The 14,067-nt window shown below is 59.1% G+C and carries 13 protein-coding genes; 5 read left to right on the forward strand and 8 right to left on the reverse strand.

The window, feature by feature from the left end:
• The first annotated feature begins 33 nt into the window (after window positions 1-33).
• Window positions 34-1,086: a PDZ domain-containing protein gene (locus N1030_RS00225; RefSeq protein ID WP_265826948.1), complete on the forward strand. Its 1,053-nt coding sequence runs from the start codon at window positions 34-36 to the stop codon at window positions 1,084-1,086.
• A gap of 126 nt (window positions 1,087-1,212) precedes the next feature.
• Here N1030_RS00225 and N1030_RS00230 read toward each other — a convergent pair whose 3' ends face one another.
• From N1030_RS00230 to N1030_RS00260, 7 genes are all read right to left on the reverse strand, one after another.
• Window positions 1,213-2,529 carry an iron-sulfur cluster carrier protein MrpORP gene (locus N1030_RS00230; protein WP_265826950.1) on the reverse strand — a complete coding sequence of 439 codons (1,317 nt, stop codon included), beginning with the start codon at window positions 2,527-2,529 and terminating at the stop codon, window positions 1,213-1,215.
• A gap of 84 nt (window positions 2,530-2,613) precedes the next feature.
• On the reverse strand, window positions 2,614-3,495 hold the full coding sequence (locus N1030_RS00235) for an ATP-binding protein (RefSeq protein WP_265826951.1): 882 nt from the start codon (window positions 3,493-3,495) through the stop codon (window positions 2,614-2,616).
• Entirely contained in the window at window positions 3,488-4,402 is a 915-nt protein-coding gene (locus N1030_RS00240; RefSeq protein ID WP_265826952.1) for an ATP-binding protein, read from the reverse strand. The genes N1030_RS00235 and N1030_RS00240 overlap by 8 nt, the downstream gene beginning before the upstream one ends.
• A 307-nt stretch (window positions 4,403-4,709) precedes the next feature.
• Window positions 4,710-5,531, reverse strand: coding sequence for a NifB/NifX family molybdenum-iron cluster-binding protein (locus N1030_RS17660; RefSeq protein ID WP_338033319.1), 822 nt, complete (start codon window positions 5,529-5,531; stop codon window positions 4,710-4,712).
• A gap of 205 nt (window positions 5,532-5,736) precedes the next feature.
• The gene (locus N1030_RS00250; protein ID WP_265826953.1) at window positions 5,737-7,095 is read right to left on the reverse strand and encodes a sigma-54 interaction domain-containing protein; all 1,359 of its coding nucleotides are present in this window, start codon (window positions 7,093-7,095) and stop codon (window positions 5,737-5,739) included.
• Between the two features lie 49 nt (window positions 7,096-7,144).
• Window positions 7,145-7,801: a hydrogenase nickel incorporation protein HypB gene (gene hypB / locus N1030_RS00255; RefSeq protein WP_265826954.1), complete on the reverse strand. Its 657-nt coding sequence runs from the start codon at window positions 7,799-7,801 to the stop codon at window positions 7,145-7,147.
• A gap of 12 nt (window positions 7,802-7,813) precedes the next feature.
• Window positions 7,814-8,167: a hydrogenase maturation nickel metallochaperone HypA/HybF gene (locus tag N1030_RS00260; protein ID WP_265826956.1), complete on the reverse strand. Its 354-nt coding sequence runs from the start codon at window positions 8,165-8,167 to the stop codon at window positions 7,814-7,816.
• Window positions 8,168-8,379: 212 nt separating this feature from the next.
• Between N1030_RS00260 and N1030_RS00265 the strand changes: the two genes are divergently transcribed.
• From N1030_RS00265 to N1030_RS00275, 3 genes are read left to right on the forward strand one after another with little or no spacing between them, the layout of a single operon-like run.
• A complete protein-coding gene (locus N1030_RS00265) occupies window positions 8,380-9,168 on the forward strand; it encodes a tetratricopeptide repeat protein (RefSeq protein ID WP_265826957.1) in 789 nt (262 codons plus the stop codon).
• 45 nt (window positions 9,169-9,213) lie between these two features.
• On the forward strand, window positions 9,214-10,137 hold the full coding sequence (locus N1030_RS00270) for a tetratricopeptide repeat protein (RefSeq protein ID WP_265826958.1): 924 nt from the start codon (window positions 9,214-9,216) through the stop codon (window positions 10,135-10,137).
• 22 nt (window positions 10,138-10,159) lie between these two features.
• On the forward strand, window positions 10,160-10,993 hold the full coding sequence (locus N1030_RS00275; protein ID WP_265826959.1) for an AMIN domain-containing protein: 834 nt from the start codon (window positions 10,160-10,162) through the stop codon (window positions 10,991-10,993).
• Between the two features lie 69 nt (window positions 10,994-11,062).
• Here the strand turns inward: N1030_RS00275 and N1030_RS00280 are convergent, their stop codons facing one another.
• A complete protein-coding gene (locus N1030_RS00280; protein ID WP_265826961.1) occupies window positions 11,063-11,263 on the reverse strand; it encodes a heavy-metal-associated domain-containing protein in 201 nt (66 codons plus the stop codon).
• 168 nt (window positions 11,264-11,431) lie between these two features.
• Here N1030_RS00280 and N1030_RS00285 point away from each other — a divergent pair, with 168 nt between their 5' ends.
• Complete coding sequence (locus tag N1030_RS00285; protein ID WP_420842819.1) at window positions 11,432-14,056, forward strand: heavy metal translocating P-type ATPase; 2,625 nt, start codon at window positions 11,432-11,434, stop codon at window positions 14,054-14,056.
• The last annotated feature ends 11 nt before the right edge of the window (window positions 14,057-14,067 follow it).

Below are 14,067 nucleotides of genomic sequence, written 5' to 3' on the forward strand. Positions count from 1 at the left end.
AACCTTACGGATTAAAGGGCAGGGAGTCTTCGTATGCAGCGTTCCCGTAGCTGGACATATCTCTTGCTGATTACAGTGCTGGCTGTGCTTTTGTGCGGCTGCGAGCAGGAGGGCAGGCGTTCCAAGACCTCCTCTCCGGCGACGGTCGAGCAGGTGGCCCGTGCTGCCGGTCTGGATGCGGATGTACGCTACGAATTGCGTGAATGGCTTGCCGCAGGGCAGCACAAGGCCTTTGCCGTGGACCCCTTTGACCGCCACCGCTATCTTTCCGCCATAGAGCTTGAAACCCGTGAACAGGCCATGCAAGAGGCCATGCCTGATGGAGGGTTCGTCCTCTTTGCGATCGATGATGTCGTGGTGTGGAGCGAAGAGCTGGCCAAGCATCTGGCTTCGCCTCTCGGCAAGGGGCGCAGTCAGTATGAGGATGGGCGTTACGAAGAGGCGGCTGTGACGTTGGCACGGGCTGCGGCGGGTGCCCCTGACGACTGGTATGTGCAAAACAGATACGGCTGGGCGTTGTTCATGGCCGGAGACTGGCAGGCGGCTGTGGAGGCCTTCGGCGTAGCAACGTCGCGTAATCCTGCGTCCGTGGGCTCATGGCAGGGCCTTATGCAGGCGCAGTATGCCTTGGGCGAATATGAGGCAGCTGCGAAGGCAGCCATGCGGGGACGGGAAGTTGCTGCTAGCGAAGCACAGAAAAATACGTTTGCACTGAACGCCGCCTATGCCTTTGTGGCGCAGGGCAACTACAACCGTGCTTCCGAGCTGGCGGGCAGGAGGCCCGCACTTGGCATGCAGGTTCAGGGAACGTTGAAGGGGCTGACCGTGGCCACCGTGTTCAAAGGGGGGCCTGCCGATCTTGCAGGCGTACGGCAGGGGGACGTGTTGCTGCATTTCAACGGAGGAAAGGTACCCGTATTGCCTCAGGATTTTATAGAAGCAAATCTGCGTGGGGATATGTTCGGGCAGTCGCTTCCGTTTCGTGTTGTCCGTAACGGTGATACGCTTGCCGGAGAGATTGTGGTCGGCATTCCCGCTGACTTGCCTGAACGGTATGATGCCAGCAAGGCCCTCAGGCCCGAGTAGCCCGGTCTCAGTGCTGATGGGATTTCAGGCTACAGAGGGCAAGGTTCGAAAGAAAAGCCCCGCACCATGGTGCGGGGCTTCTGTATGCTGAGTTGCCAGCCGGTTTTGCCGGTCTTCTTCGTCAGATTAGTGGTCGCAGGCGTTGGTGCCGACCAGCAGTTTGCCCTGCAGGTACTGCGTCACCACGTCCACAGGGGTGCCCCCCTGCGCGCCGCAGACAACGGCAATGCCTTTTTCATAGAACTGCTTCAGGGCCTTCTGGCCCATGCCGCCAGCGATGACCAGATTGACGCCGAGACGTTCCACGAAAGCAGGCATGACATTGGGTTCATGCGGGGGCGGCGTGACCAGTTCGCTGCCCGTAACCGTCTTGGTGTCCATGTTGGCCGTGACAACGGCAAGCTGCTCGCAATGTCCGAAGTGCTGGGTAAGCTGGCCTTTGGCGAGCGGCACGGCAATCTTCACCTCGCCGCACAGGGTGGGTGCTGCAGCGAATGCTGCGGCGGCTTCGGAACCGGATTGCGGGTCCGGCAGCAGGAGAAGGGGCTTGATGATTTTCTGGATAGCCTTGGCGGTGGGGCTTTCCTGCTGCACGCGGAGGAAGCAGTAGCCTTCGTCGCCGGAGCGGACCACTTCGGGGTCCAGCGGAATGTCGCCGAGGAAACGGACACCCACTTCCTGCGCAAGGCGCATGCCGCCGCCCTTGCCGAAGATGTTTTCCACGTGTCCGCACTGGGAGCAGACAACACCGCTCATGTTCTCCACGATGCCGAGTACGGTGTTGCCCACATCGCCCACAAAGGTGACGGAGCGTCGCACGTCGTCAATGGCCACGCCCTGCGGGGTGGTCACGATGACGGCCTTGGCGTCCGCGCCCAGCATCTGCATGACGGAGAGCGGCTCGTCGCCGGTGCCGGGAGGGCAGTCAACGACCATGTAGTCAAGGTCGCCCCAGGTCACGTCGGAGAGCAGCTGCTGGATGAAGCCCTGCTTGACCGGACCGCGCCAGATGACGGGCTGATAGGCGTTGGGCAGCAGGAAACCCAGCGACATGACGGAGAGGTTGTCGCTCCATGCCACGGGCTCAATGTGATTGGCGTCAATGTGCACCTTTGCATCGCGCAGGCTGAGCAGGCGAGGCACGCTGGGGCCGTGCACGTCCACGTCCAGCAGGCCGACCTTCTTGCCTGCGAGGGACAGCCCCACGGCAATGTTGGTGGCCACGGTGCTCTTGCCCACGCCGCCCTTGCCGGACATGACCACGATCTTGTGCTTGATGCGGCGCAGGGTGCGGTTCATGCGGTCCTGTTCGGGGGCCAGTTCCTTGTGCCCGCCACAGCCGCCGGAGCCGCAACCGCCGGAATGGCCGCCATGACCGGAATCGGGGGAACAGCCGCTGGAAGAACAATCGGTGCTGGTGCAGCCGCAGGCTTTTTCACTCATCTCGGAAGTCTCCTTTATGTCGCGCAGGAACGCTGCGTAACAATGTATGATGTATCAATATCCGCCATAGGGCGGCGATAGAGGCTACGCCGGGAGAGGCTGGCCGCCTTGCGTCAGGGCGAGCATGTCTCTCCAGAGAGATTCGAAAACGGGGAGCCACGCCTCCCGCCTGAACTCCACGAGGGTCAGGCCGAGCAACTGGGCTCTGGTACAATCATCCGACCAGCCGAATTCCGCAAGCAGGGGGATATTCGCCTGACGGCACCAGGCGCGGACTTCATCCGCAAGACCTGCATGAATATCCGCCTTGTTCAGCACAACCGCGGCGGGGACCCTGAAGTGGCGGGTCAGCTCCGCAATTCGTTCCAGATCGTGCAGCGCCGAACGGGTTGGCTCGGTTACTAAAAGGGCCAGATCGGTATTTGTCAAGGAAGCGATAACGGGACAGCCGATACCGGGAGGGCCGTCCGTGAGGATGATCTCCAGCCCCTGTTCCTTTGCCACCTTGCCTGATTCGGTGCGGACGGTGGTGACCAGCTTGCCGGAATTCTCCTCCCCGATGCCCAGCGCGGCATGCACCATCGGTCCGAAGCGCGAGACGGAGTGGTACCATTCCCCGCAGAGCCGTTCAGTCATGCGTATGGCCCCGGCAGGGCACACATAGGCGCACAGCCCGCAGCCTTCGCAGAGTTCCGCGCGGTGGCGGACGCCGCTGCCGATGGCGTTGAAACGGCATTTTCCCTGACAAATCCCGCACTGTGTGCAGAGTTCGCTGTCGAAAACAGCCCGCTGGCCACTGTAGAACGGTGTGGTGGCCGTGTCGTCGGGGCGGGCAATGAGATGCAGGTCCGCTGCGTCCACATCGCAGTCAGCAATGACCTTTGCCGGACCGGAGGCGGCAAGGGCGGCAGTTATGGTGGTCTTGCCCGTACCCCCCTTGCCGCTGATGACAAGAATTTCACGCATGCAAGGAACCTCCCGTCGCTCTGGTCATCTGGGTCAGTACTTCTTTCCAGAGTGCGTCATAACGTGCTGTTGTTTCCGGTAACGCATCGATAAGCAGGGTTCCTTCAGCGCATGCCGAGGCTGCCGCCCGGCTGTAGGGGAAACGGGCCAGCACGGGGATATGCTCTTCCAGCAGCCAGCCGTCCAGCACGGTTCCTTCCTGTTCTGCCGACATGCCGTCTCGGTTGACCACCACGCCGAAGGGCTGGCCAAGCAGACGCAAGGTCTGCACAGCAAGACGCAGGTCGTGCATACCGAAGGGCGTGGGCTCTGTGACCAGAATCGTGTAATCCGCTCCTTCCAGCGAGGTGATGACGGGACAGGATGTCCCGGGAGGGCAGTCCCGCAGGACGATTCCTTCCGTGTAGGGAGGCGATGCCGCCTCTTCCAGAAGGGAGCGTATGAGAGGGGGCGACATGGCCTCGCCGATACGCAGGGTGCCCGAAAGCATGCGCAGCGAGCTTCCGTTGCCGGTATCTGCCGTTCCGTGGTTGATGATACCCATGACACGGCTTGCTTCCACAATGGCGCCAGCGGGGCATGCCTCCATGCACAGGCCGCAGCCGTGGCAGAGTTCCGGGAAGTCCATGACCTCCCCCATCCATGCCAGAGCCTTGAAACGGCATTCGTTGACGCAGATGCGGCAGTCCGTTCCGACGCAACGATCCTGAATGATGCGGGGAACGGGGGCGTGTGCTTCATCCGTCCGTGTCCACGCGGGTGACAGGAATATGTGGCTGTTCGGTTCTTCCACGTCGCAGTCGGCAAGGGTCACGGTGTGCCCTGTGCGGCAGAGTCGGGCGGCAAGGTTGACCGAGAGCGTGGTCTTGCCTGTGCCGCCCTTGCCGCTGGCAATGGCTATCTGCATGGCGTTTCCTGTTGTTCGCCGGCTGTGGCGTCCTCTTCGGCAAGAGAACTGTGGGGGGCCGGAATAACCTTCTGAGGTGCGTCTGCCTCTGCGTTTTGGTTCAGGCAACTACCATCCCGCAAACGGCGGCGCAGCCTTGCGTCCATGCGAAGCTGCCATTCCACTAGGCTATTATCTGCAAGCGCCCTGCAATCCGCCTTTCCATTCCCGCTACTGACTCTCTGGCAGCCATTGCGGCAGCAATGAGGTGGCGTGGCATTGCCGTTTCTGTTCTGCATTCTGTTACGCATGGTTTCCTCCCTTGAGTTTACCAGTGTCCTTCGCGGTCCGGGGCGTCGGCGCGGGCCAGTTCGCCGCGTTTGAAGGCTGCAAAGGCTTCAGCCGCCGTGGGTGCTTCGGAATAGTAGACGGCAATGTTGCCCTTGCTGAGAGCCGTGAAGGCCTTGGGGCCCACATGGCCGGTGATGAGCGCCTGCACACCCGCATCCGCCACATGCATGGCCGCCTGAATGCCTGCGCCCTGCGGCAGGTTGAGGTTCTGGCTGTTGTCACGGTACTCGAGGTTGCCGGAGGCCGCGTCCAAAATGAGGAACCCTGCGGCACGTCCGAATCGCGGATCAAGAGGGCTGTCCAGTGTTGTTCCCTGTGCGGTGATGGCGATCTTCATGGTATCTCCTTGATGATTGGTATCGGGTTGCAGGAAGAGGGCAGATGGGGCGTCCGGCTCGAGTGCAGGACTGGGCGCCGCTTGCGCACGGCGGCAGCGGCTTTGCAAGCGCCATCCGGCTCGTGTGCGCAGGCTGTGACAGCCGGGCATGGTCAGGGCGTCGAGTGTATTGTGGCGCAGAGCCTCCAGCACTGCGCCGGATGAGCCGCAGACCCATGGCCTGACCGTAATGCCTGCCTCGCCGAGTACGCGCTGGTCGCAACCGCATATGGCTCCGCAGACAAGCATCGCCACACTGTAGCGTGTGAGCAGTTCCAGACGTTCCTTTCTGCCGAGATCGGAAACAGGCACAGTCCCCAATTGGCGGGTGCCGGACTCCTGAACCTGATGGATGGCATAGATGTTCGATGATTCGAACAGGGCTGCAAGGCGGTCGTGGTATTGCGCGAGACAGACGATCATGATCCTTCCTGTGTGGTTTGCACGACAGGCCGGTTCAGGACATTCGCACCTCGCGAAGGTTGACCGGCCGATGCTGACCGGTCTTGAGCACGAATAATGCCAGTTGCTGAACTGCGTTGAATTCAGATGGTTGTGGCGGTGTGGTGGGGTGGGGAAAGATGATTTGGGCTAAAAAATAGCCCTGATTATTCCTGTTGTGGGCGAATTATTCGCCTTGGCTGTCGTTGGGACAGCGTTGCAGCAGGCTGCGCAGGGTATCTTTTGTGATGTCCAGTTCGCGGCAGGCGGTCATGCGGCGTCCTCCGTTACGGGCAAGGGCGGCATGGGCGGCGCGGCATTTGATTTCCGCCATGGTCATGGGAGCATCCGCCTGCAGGGGAGCGGCCTTTGAGATGTCGTGGAGTGCCGTGGCAGGCTGCAGATATTCCGGCAGGTGCTCCACCTGGATGAAACCGCCGGACGCAAGAATGAAGGCGTATTCGAGAATATTTTCCAGTTCTCTGATGTTGCCGGGAAAACCGTGGCGCATGAGGATGGCCAGTACGTCTTCTGAAACCCCCTCGATCTCTTTGCCCTTGAGCGTGTTGAAACGTCGGATGAAGTGGTCGGCCAGCAGGGGGATGTCGCCGGTGCGCTCCCGTAGCGGCGGAAGATGCAGCCGGACCACGTTGAGGCGGTAGAAGAGGTCCTGTCGGAACCGTTCTTCGCGCACCCGCTGCTCAAGGTCCGCGTTGGTGGCGGCAATGATGCGGGCGTTGGTTCGTTCCGCTGCGACGGCCCCAAGCGGTTCGTAGCTCCGTTCCTGCAACACGCGCAGCAGTTTGACCTGAACGGCGTGGGGAATGTCGCCAATCTCGTCAAGGAAGACGGTGCCGTCCTGAGCCAGCTTGAAACGGCCTGCCTTGTCGCGTTTGGCGTCGGTAAAGGCACCTGCCTTGTAGCCGAACAGTTCTGATTCCAGCAGGGTTTCAGGCAATGCACCGCAGTTGACGGCTACAAAGGGATCTTCTGCACGTGGACCGATGTTGTGCAGTGCGCGGGCGATGCGCTCCTTGCCGGTGCCGGACTCGCCGGTGATGAGCACGGTGGCGTCGCTTTGGGCAATCTGCGGCAGGATGTTCAGGATACGGCGCAGGGCAGGGCTTTTGCCGATGATGTCTTCAAAGGTGAAGGCGGCTTCCATCTCCTTGCGCAGCAGGGTGATTTCCGTGAGGTCGCGGAAGGTTTCCACGCCGCCGATGAGTTCGCCGGAAGCGTCCTTGAGAGGAGAGGCGCTGATGGAAACGGGCACCCGTGTTCCGTCCGTGCGGACGATGAAGATGGATTTGCCGGTGATGCTGCGTGAATGCGCAATGCAGTCTTCCAGAGCGCATTGGCCGTCGCACAGGCTTGAGCGGAGCACTTCCCAGCACTTGCGGCCAAGGGCTTCGGAAGCCGGAATGCCGGTTATGGCTTCAGCCGCCTTGTTGAAGAAGGTGACGTTCCAGTCCCGGTCCACAGTGAAGACCCCGTCAGCAATGGACTGCATGATGGCTTCACATGGGATATTGCCGGGAAGGGACATGGCGGCTCCATGAAAGAAGTCTGCCCCCGTGGTTAGCGGGGGCAGGCCGTTAGTTTCTCTTTTGGTTCAGTGCGTCCCGCAGCCAGTTGTACCAGCCTTCCAGACCTTCGCCGGTGCGGCACGAGGTGAGGAATACGGGCATGTCCTTGTTGAGGTGGGTGGCAAAGCGCGTTGCACGTTCCACATCAAAATCCACATAGGGCAGCAGGTCGCTCTTGTTCAGCACCATGGCGGAGGACTTTTCGAACAGCACAGGATATTTCTCCGGCTTGTCGTCGCCTTCCGGCACGCTGAGCAGGGCGATCTTGAAGTCTTCGCCGCAGTCGAATTCCACTGGGCAGACAAGGTTGCCCACGTTTTCCACGAAGAGGATGTCGATTTCTTCGAGATTGAAATTCTCAAGGGCGGCCATGATCATGCTGCTGTTCAGGTGGCAGCCGCCGTCGGTGTTGATCTGCACGGCCTTGGCGCCGGTGGCGGCAACTCGTCGGGCGTCGTTGCTGGTCTGGCAGTCTCCTTCGATCACGGCCATGGTGAATTCGTTCTTCAGGTCGGAAAGGGTGCGCTCCAGCAGCGAAGTCTTGCCCGCGCCGGGGGAACTGATGAGGTTGAGCACAAGAATGCGATGACGCGTGAACAGCTCTCTCAGCTGGTCGGCCATCTTGTCATTGGCTTCAAGAATATTGCGGATTACGGGAATTTCCATGAGCGTGCTCCATTATTCGGCTTCAAGGTGGTCCAGATACAGTTCCTTTCCGGTCAGCACCTCGTGCGCGAATTCCCTGCCGCAATGGGGGCAGGGCATATAGAACAGGTCCGGATTGTCCGGAGCGAATTCCTTGCCGCAACCGCCGCACGCCACAGTTACCGAAATCTCTTTCATTTCCAGCGTGGCGGCTGCAAGAGGTGTGTCCTGCGTCTGCACTTCAAAAGCAAACTGCAGTGCTTCCGGCACGATGTTGGTCAGCTTGCCGTGGCATACACGCGCCATGAGCAGTCTGGTTGCACCGTGCTTGTTCAGCTCTTCCTGAATGATCTCAATGAGACTTGATGCGATTGCCATTTCATGCATGGCGGAAACCTACTGGAAAAAGAAACGTCCGTCCAGTGGGTTAGGAGTGATGTTGTTGAGTGATCAAACGGTTTACCCTAAGGATTTGCATCCTTACTCCTCTATGATATAGGTATGATGCGTGTGTATGGCTCAGGGGGGAGCTGACGTGCGTTTTTTTTCATAAGAGCGTTCCTCGTCTGGGAAACGCCATAGACAACGCGGGGGCCTGGATGGTGAGTTACAAGATGGAAAAAGGTGGCATTTATTCCTCAAAAGGTACCAGTTGGATAGGTTCTGGAACCACCAAACGCAAGGTGGTTTCCAAGAAGTTCTGGTTTGCCTTCGAGTTACCCGACGGCAGCTACAGGGTTCAGCCGCTGACAAGCAACATGGTGCCTGCCGGATCTCCCCGTGACGTGAGCGTGCAGGAGTTCCGAAGCAGCTATGAATTCGAGCCGGACTTTTATGTGGACCCGCAGCGCGTCATCTCGCTTATGCCGGAGAAGGACAGGCCGCCGCTGGACGCAGAGCCAGAGATTCCCACGCTTCCGGATGAAGAGCCTGTAGCGGCGGAGCCGTCGGGCAAAGGCCGAAAAGCTCTGAGTGAGGAAGAACTGGAGCGGCTGGAGACGGAGGTTCGTACTGATTTCGGCATGGGGCTTACCTTTTTCAGGACCGGCAATACCCGAAAAGCCTTGGAAATTTTCAACGCCATACCCGATATGGATGTGGACTGGCAGCCGGAACACAAGCACATGTTCTCGGAATTTGGCACGGGATTGCGTAAAACTCGCTTGCTTGATGTGGCTCTTAAGCATTATTTCAAGGCGTTGGAGCTTGCACCAAAGGATGAGAACCTGCACCACAACATTGCTCGTGTGTTCTACGAGCAGAACAAATACGATAGTTGCAAGGAATGGTTGGAAAAATCCCTGCAGATTAATCCGCAGCTTGTTCCTTCCAAACAATTCCTGAGCTTTCTGCACAAGTCGGGAAAACTGCCTTCCTACCAATTCTGATCTGCGATTCCGGCGTGATGCATGCGCCGGTCGGGAGAACGCGTTTTGGAAATAGACAACTTTCGTGGCGTTTATTCCTCCCGGGAAACAGACCACACTTCTCAGACTCCTGGTGCGACCAGAACGCGGAAGCGTTACTGGCTGGTATGGGACGATACGGACGAGACCGTTCTCGTGCAGCCGCTTTCCGCTTCGCTGGAACCTTCCGGCGTCAAGCGCATTATACCCGTTGAGGATCTCGATACTCTTTACGTGGAAGAGCCCTCCGTGGTTCCCTCCTTTTCCCAGCCCCATCTGACCGAGCCTGACGGCTGGGAGAGGATTACCGCTGCTTCCGTGCCGGATTCGGGGGTGGAAGGGATCGACGGCGAAGGAGAACGCGCCTCCGGCGATGATGTCATGAAGCTTCCCCGCGAGGTGCGGCGTCAGGCCATAGATCTTGATGATACCGGTTTTCTTGCGGGGCTGGAGGAAGAGACGCCTGCAAGCGGAACGGACGATGCCTTCATTACCGGACGAGATGCCCGCCGTCAGCCTGCTGCCCCTGCCGATGCCGCAGCAGATGAGAAGGAACGAGAACTGCGTGCTGCTTTCGGCCTGGCGCTTATGGAGTTCAAGCGCGGCAACCGTGCCAAGGCGCTTCGTCTGTTTGAGGATTTGACGAAAGAGAGCGGGCTGGTTACCGCACACAAGCATGTGTTCACGGATTTCGGCATCAGCTTGCGCAAGAGCAAGCTTTTGGATATGGCGCTGAAGCATCATCTGAAGGCCGTTGCATTGAGCCATGATGATGAGAATGCGTACCATAATGTCGCCCGGATATACTACGAACTTGGTGACATGGATAATGCTCTACGCTATCTGCAGAAGTCTCTGGAATTGAACCCGTCCCTGATCCCCTCTGAACGGTTCATGCGTTTCATCCGCAGGAAACAGAAAGGTGACAGGACCTTGAAGCTCGACATGTGATTAACGCGTAAACGAGGCATAGATGAATAAGAATGTCGCCATGCTCATCCTTTCCGTGGTGCTGCTGGCAATGATTCTGATTGTTTTGAACCAGTGGGCGTTTGGTCCCGCTTCCGCGCCGCAGGGCGGTGCGGAGTTTTCCGACATCCTGAAGAAGTCTCCTGTGGTCAAGGTGCCGTCGGATGCTCCCGGCGTGCGCATTCCTGTGGGCAACCAGTCTGAAGCCGAGCCTGCGCCTGTTGTGCAGCCCGGGGCACAGGATGTGTCTGATGTGCCTGCCGCAAGTGATGCGCCGTCTGCTCCTGCTGCCATTGGAGCGGGACAGGCGCAAGACGCAGTGCAGTCTGCGCAGGTGAAATCCGAGCCCGCAGCTGTGGAACAGGTGCGTCCTGAGCCGCTGCAGCCTGCTCCGGTGAAGCCCGCAGTTCCCGCGAAGAAGGAGAGCGTGCAGGCCGTTGCCGCCCCCAAGGTCAAGGAAAGCGCAAAGAAGCCTGAGCCAGTGAAAGCTGCTCCGGTTCCTGTCAAATCTGCTCCTGTCAAACCTGCCGTGAATGCGCTGCAGTCCATTGTCTTTACTGCCAGCGGTAATACCGGTGTGCTGGAAGTTGTCGCGGCGGGTGCCTTTGACTACAAGGTGTTCTCGCTTAAGCAGCCGCAGCGTGTGGTCATCGACCTGAACGGCAATTTCGAGAAGCTGGCAGTGCCTTCCGTCAAGTCCAATGCGCTTGTTACGGGGGTACGGCTCGCCCGTCATGAAAAGAGTGTGCGTATCGTCATGGATATTGCCGGAACAGCCCCCCGCAGTTGGGATGCCCTGCAGGCGAAGAGCAATACGCTACGCGTGAAATTGAAGTAGGCTGTTGGACAGCAAGCATAAAAAAAACGAGGCCCCAAGGCCTCGTTTTTTTGTTGGTTGAGCCATTTTCTATTCGGGAACATCAAAACCGATGTTTTCAATGGCTGCGCGAATGGCATTGACGTCCACGGGGGCGTTTTCCGTCCACGTTGCTTCGCCCTTCAGCAGATCCACGTTCACGGAGGCAACGCCGGGGACTTTGGAAACGGCTTCGGTGACGGAAGCCTTGCAATGGTTGCAGGTCATGCCTTGTACTTTGATGCTGGGCATGGTGGTATCTCCATTGTTAGTGGTTGTCTTTTCAGAGTTGTTCCTTATTGTATGTACTGGGAACTGATTAGGCAAGCAGTCCCGATAATTCGTTATTTCTGTCGCGCATCATGGTTCGGTTTGCTCCGTATGATGTACGGCGACCCTTCAGCAGAAACGGACGTGATTATGAGTGAAAAGGAATCCGGAACTCCACCGCCACAGGTGCAGGATGCCGTTGCAACAGACCGGAAAGGTGGCAGAACTGTGCGTATGCCTGTTCGGGGCATGACCTGTGCCGTATGTGCCGGGCGGATCGAAAAGGTTGTGGGCAGAATGGAAGGGGTGGATTCGGCGAGCGTCAATCTGGCCTCGGAACTGCTTGATGTGCGATTTGATCCTTCTGTCCTGACCCCGGAAGCCATTGCCGAGCGGGTGCGCTCTATAGGCTTTGAGGCGCTTCCGCCTGCTCCGTCCGTATCGGAAGGCGAATCCGACGTTTTGCGTTTCGGCATTCGGGGTATGCACTGCGCCGCCTGTTCCACCCGTATCGAGAAGGTTGTGGGCAAGATGGAGGGCGTGGAAAGTGCCGAGGTCAGTCTGGCAACGGATTACGCCACTGTCCGTCTCGGCTCGGGTGTATCGCATCGCGACATGATAGACTCCATCGTGCAGCGGGTTGCAGCCTTGGGCTTTGAAGCCGAGCACATTGCCGAAGGGCAGGATGATGCTGGCTCCCTGTGGGAACTGCAGCAGGAAGAAACCAGAAACCGGCTTGCACTCATGCGCGCGCGCCTTGTGCCGGCATTTCTCTTCGCGCTGCCGCTTCTTGTCCTCTCCATGGGCGAGATGGTCGGATTGCCTATGCCGCAGGCGATTTCCCCGCATCATGCTCCGTTGACCTATGCACTCGTACAGTTGGCGCTGGTGCTGCCCGTCATGTGGTCCGGCAGGGATTTTTATCGTATCGGCTTCCGTAATCTGGCGCAGCGTGCGCCGAACATGGATTCCCTTATCGCCGTGGGTACCGGAGCCGCCTTCATCTACAGTCTGTGGAACACCGTTGAAATTGCATGGCTCGGACCGCACGCGGAACGCAGCATGCAACTGGTTATGGACCTGTACTATGAATCCGCAGCTGTGCTGATTGCTCTGGTTTCCCTCGGGAAGTATTTTGAAACCCGTTCGCGTGCCCACACCTCCGATGCCATCCGCGGGCTCATGGAGCTGACGCCGGATACGGCCACCCTGCTCAAGGATGGCGAGCAGACGGTTATTCCCGTATCGCAGGTGCATAAGGGCGACATGCTGCTGGTCAAGCCGGGAGAGCGTATCCCTGTTGACGGTACGGTACTTGAGGGGCGTTCAAGCGTTGATGAATCCATGCTGACTGGTGAGTCCATGCCTGTTTCCAAGGATGTCGGGGAAACGGTTGCAGGCGGCACCATGAACAGGAACGGTGCGCTGACCATCCGTGTGGATCGCACGGGTGGTGATACCGTTCTGGCACGCATTATCCGGTTGGTGCAGGATGCGCAGGGCTCCAAGGCTCCCATCGCCAACCTTGCCGACAGGGTGAGCCTGTATTTCGTTCCAGTGGTCATGGGACTGGCATTGCTTTCCGGCATTGCGTGGTTCTCCAGCGGGGCGGACTTCACATTTTCCCTGCGCATTTTCATATCCGTCATGGTTATTGCTTGCCCCTGCGCCATGGGCTTGGCCACGCCTACGTCCATCATGGTCGGTACCGGGCGCGGAGCGCAGTTCGGCGTGCTGATCAAGAACGGAGCCGCGCTTGAAGCGGCTGGCTCCGTGCAGACGCTGGTCTTTGACAAGACAGGCACGCTGACCCGAGGTATGCCGGAACTGGTGGAGGTTGTGGCTCTGGCTGATATGCCGGAAACACAGGTGTTGCGCTATGCCGCCTCGCTTGAATCCGTTTCCGAGCATCCGTTGGCGGAAGCAGTAGTTCACGGCGCTGCCGCGAGAGGGGCTGCACCTGTTTCCGTGCAGGATTTTCAGTCCGTGACGGGCAAGGGCGTGCAGGGCGTGGTCGATGGGATGCTGGTCCGGGTGGGCAACGCCAGTTTTGTGCTGTCCGATATTTCCGGAAATTCGAAGAATGCCGAAGTACTGCGTGCCGGAGAAATCATGGCTGCACAGGCGGAATTGGGGCGCACCCCCCTTCTTGTTTCCATAAGGGATATGAATGCCGCCCCGCAGACCGCGAGGGCAGTGGCCGTGCTGGCCATTGCCGACCGGCTGAAGGATGAGGCGCCTGAGATGGTGCGCAGGCTTGAAGCCATGGGCATTTCCGTGGTCATGCTGACCGGCGACAACGAGCGGACGGCCCGGGCGGTGGCTGCGCAGGCGGGAATCAGGAATGTGATTGCCGAAGTTATGCCTGATCAGAAGGACGGCACCGTTGCATCGCTGCAGGCTGAGGGAAAGATTGTCGGCATGGTCGGGGACGGTATCAATGACGCTCCGGCCCTTGCGCGTGCGGATGTTGGCATAGCCATGGGCACGGGCATAGACGTGGCCGTGGAGGCGGGGGACATTGTGCTGATGAAGGGCAGCCTGGATGGCGTACTCACCGCCATAGCCCTGAGCCGGGCTACGGTGGCCAACATCAGGCAGAATCTGTTCTGGGCCTTCGGGTACAACGTGTTGGGTATCCCTGTGGCCATGGGGCTTGTGTATGCCCTGTTTGATGGTCCCACCCTGTCGCCGATGATTGCAGGTGGTGCCATGGCCATGAGTTCCGTTTCTGTTGTGACCAACGCCCTGCGGTTAAGGTTCTTCAAGCCCTGAGAGCAGGGGAG

It is taken from the genome of Desulfovibrio mangrovi (genome assembly GCF_026230175.1).
GTDB classification, from domain to species: domain Bacteria; phylum Desulfobacterota; class Desulfovibrionia; order Desulfovibrionales; family Desulfovibrionaceae; genus Halodesulfovibrio; species Halodesulfovibrio mangrovi.

What these genes read in the sequence shown, in the direction of transcription:
- N1030_RS00225 (WP_265826948.1), top strand. Translation starts at nt 34, where the DNA reads ATGCAGCGTTCCCGTAGCTGGACATATCTCTTGCTGATTACAGTGCTG.
- N1030_RS00230 (WP_265826950.1), bottom strand. Translation starts at nt 2,529, where the DNA reads ATGAGTGAAAAAGCCTGCGGCTGCACCAGCACCGATTGTTCTTCCAGC.
- N1030_RS00235 (WP_265826951.1), bottom strand. Translation starts at nt 3,495, where the DNA reads ATGCGTGAAATTCTTGTCATCAGCGGCAAGGGGGGTACGGGCAAGACC.
- N1030_RS00240 (WP_265826952.1), bottom strand. Translation starts at nt 4,402, where the DNA reads ATGCAGATAGCCATTGCCAGCGGCAAGGGCGGCACAGGCAAGACCACG.
- N1030_RS17660 (WP_338033319.1), bottom strand. Translation starts at nt 5,531, where the DNA reads ATGATCGTCTGTCTCGCGCAATACCACGACCGCCTTGCAGCCCTGTTC.
- N1030_RS00250 (WP_265826953.1), bottom strand. Translation starts at nt 7,095, where the DNA reads ATGTCCCTTCCCGGCAATATCCCATGTGAAGCCATCATGCAGTCCATT.
- hypB (WP_265826954.1), bottom strand. Translation starts at nt 7,801, where the DNA reads ATGGAAATTCCCGTAATCCGCAATATTCTTGAAGCCAATGACAAGATG.
- N1030_RS00260 (WP_265826956.1), bottom strand. Translation starts at nt 8,167, where the DNA reads ATGCATGAAATGGCAATCGCATCAAGTCTCATTGAGATCATTCAGGAA.
- N1030_RS00265 (WP_265826957.1), top strand. Translation starts at nt 8,380, where the DNA reads ATGGTGAGTTACAAGATGGAAAAAGGTGGCATTTATTCCTCAAAAGGT.
- N1030_RS00275 (WP_265826959.1), top strand. Translation starts at nt 10,160, where the DNA reads ATGAATAAGAATGTCGCCATGCTCATCCTTTCCGTGGTGCTGCTGGCA.
- N1030_RS00280 (WP_265826961.1), bottom strand. Translation starts at nt 11,263, where the DNA reads ATGCCCAGCATCAAAGTACAAGGCATGACCTGCAACCATTGCAAGGCT.
- N1030_RS00285 (WP_420842819.1), top strand. Translation starts at nt 11,432, where the DNA reads ATGAGTGAAAAGGAATCCGGAACTCCACCGCCACAGGTGCAGGATGCC.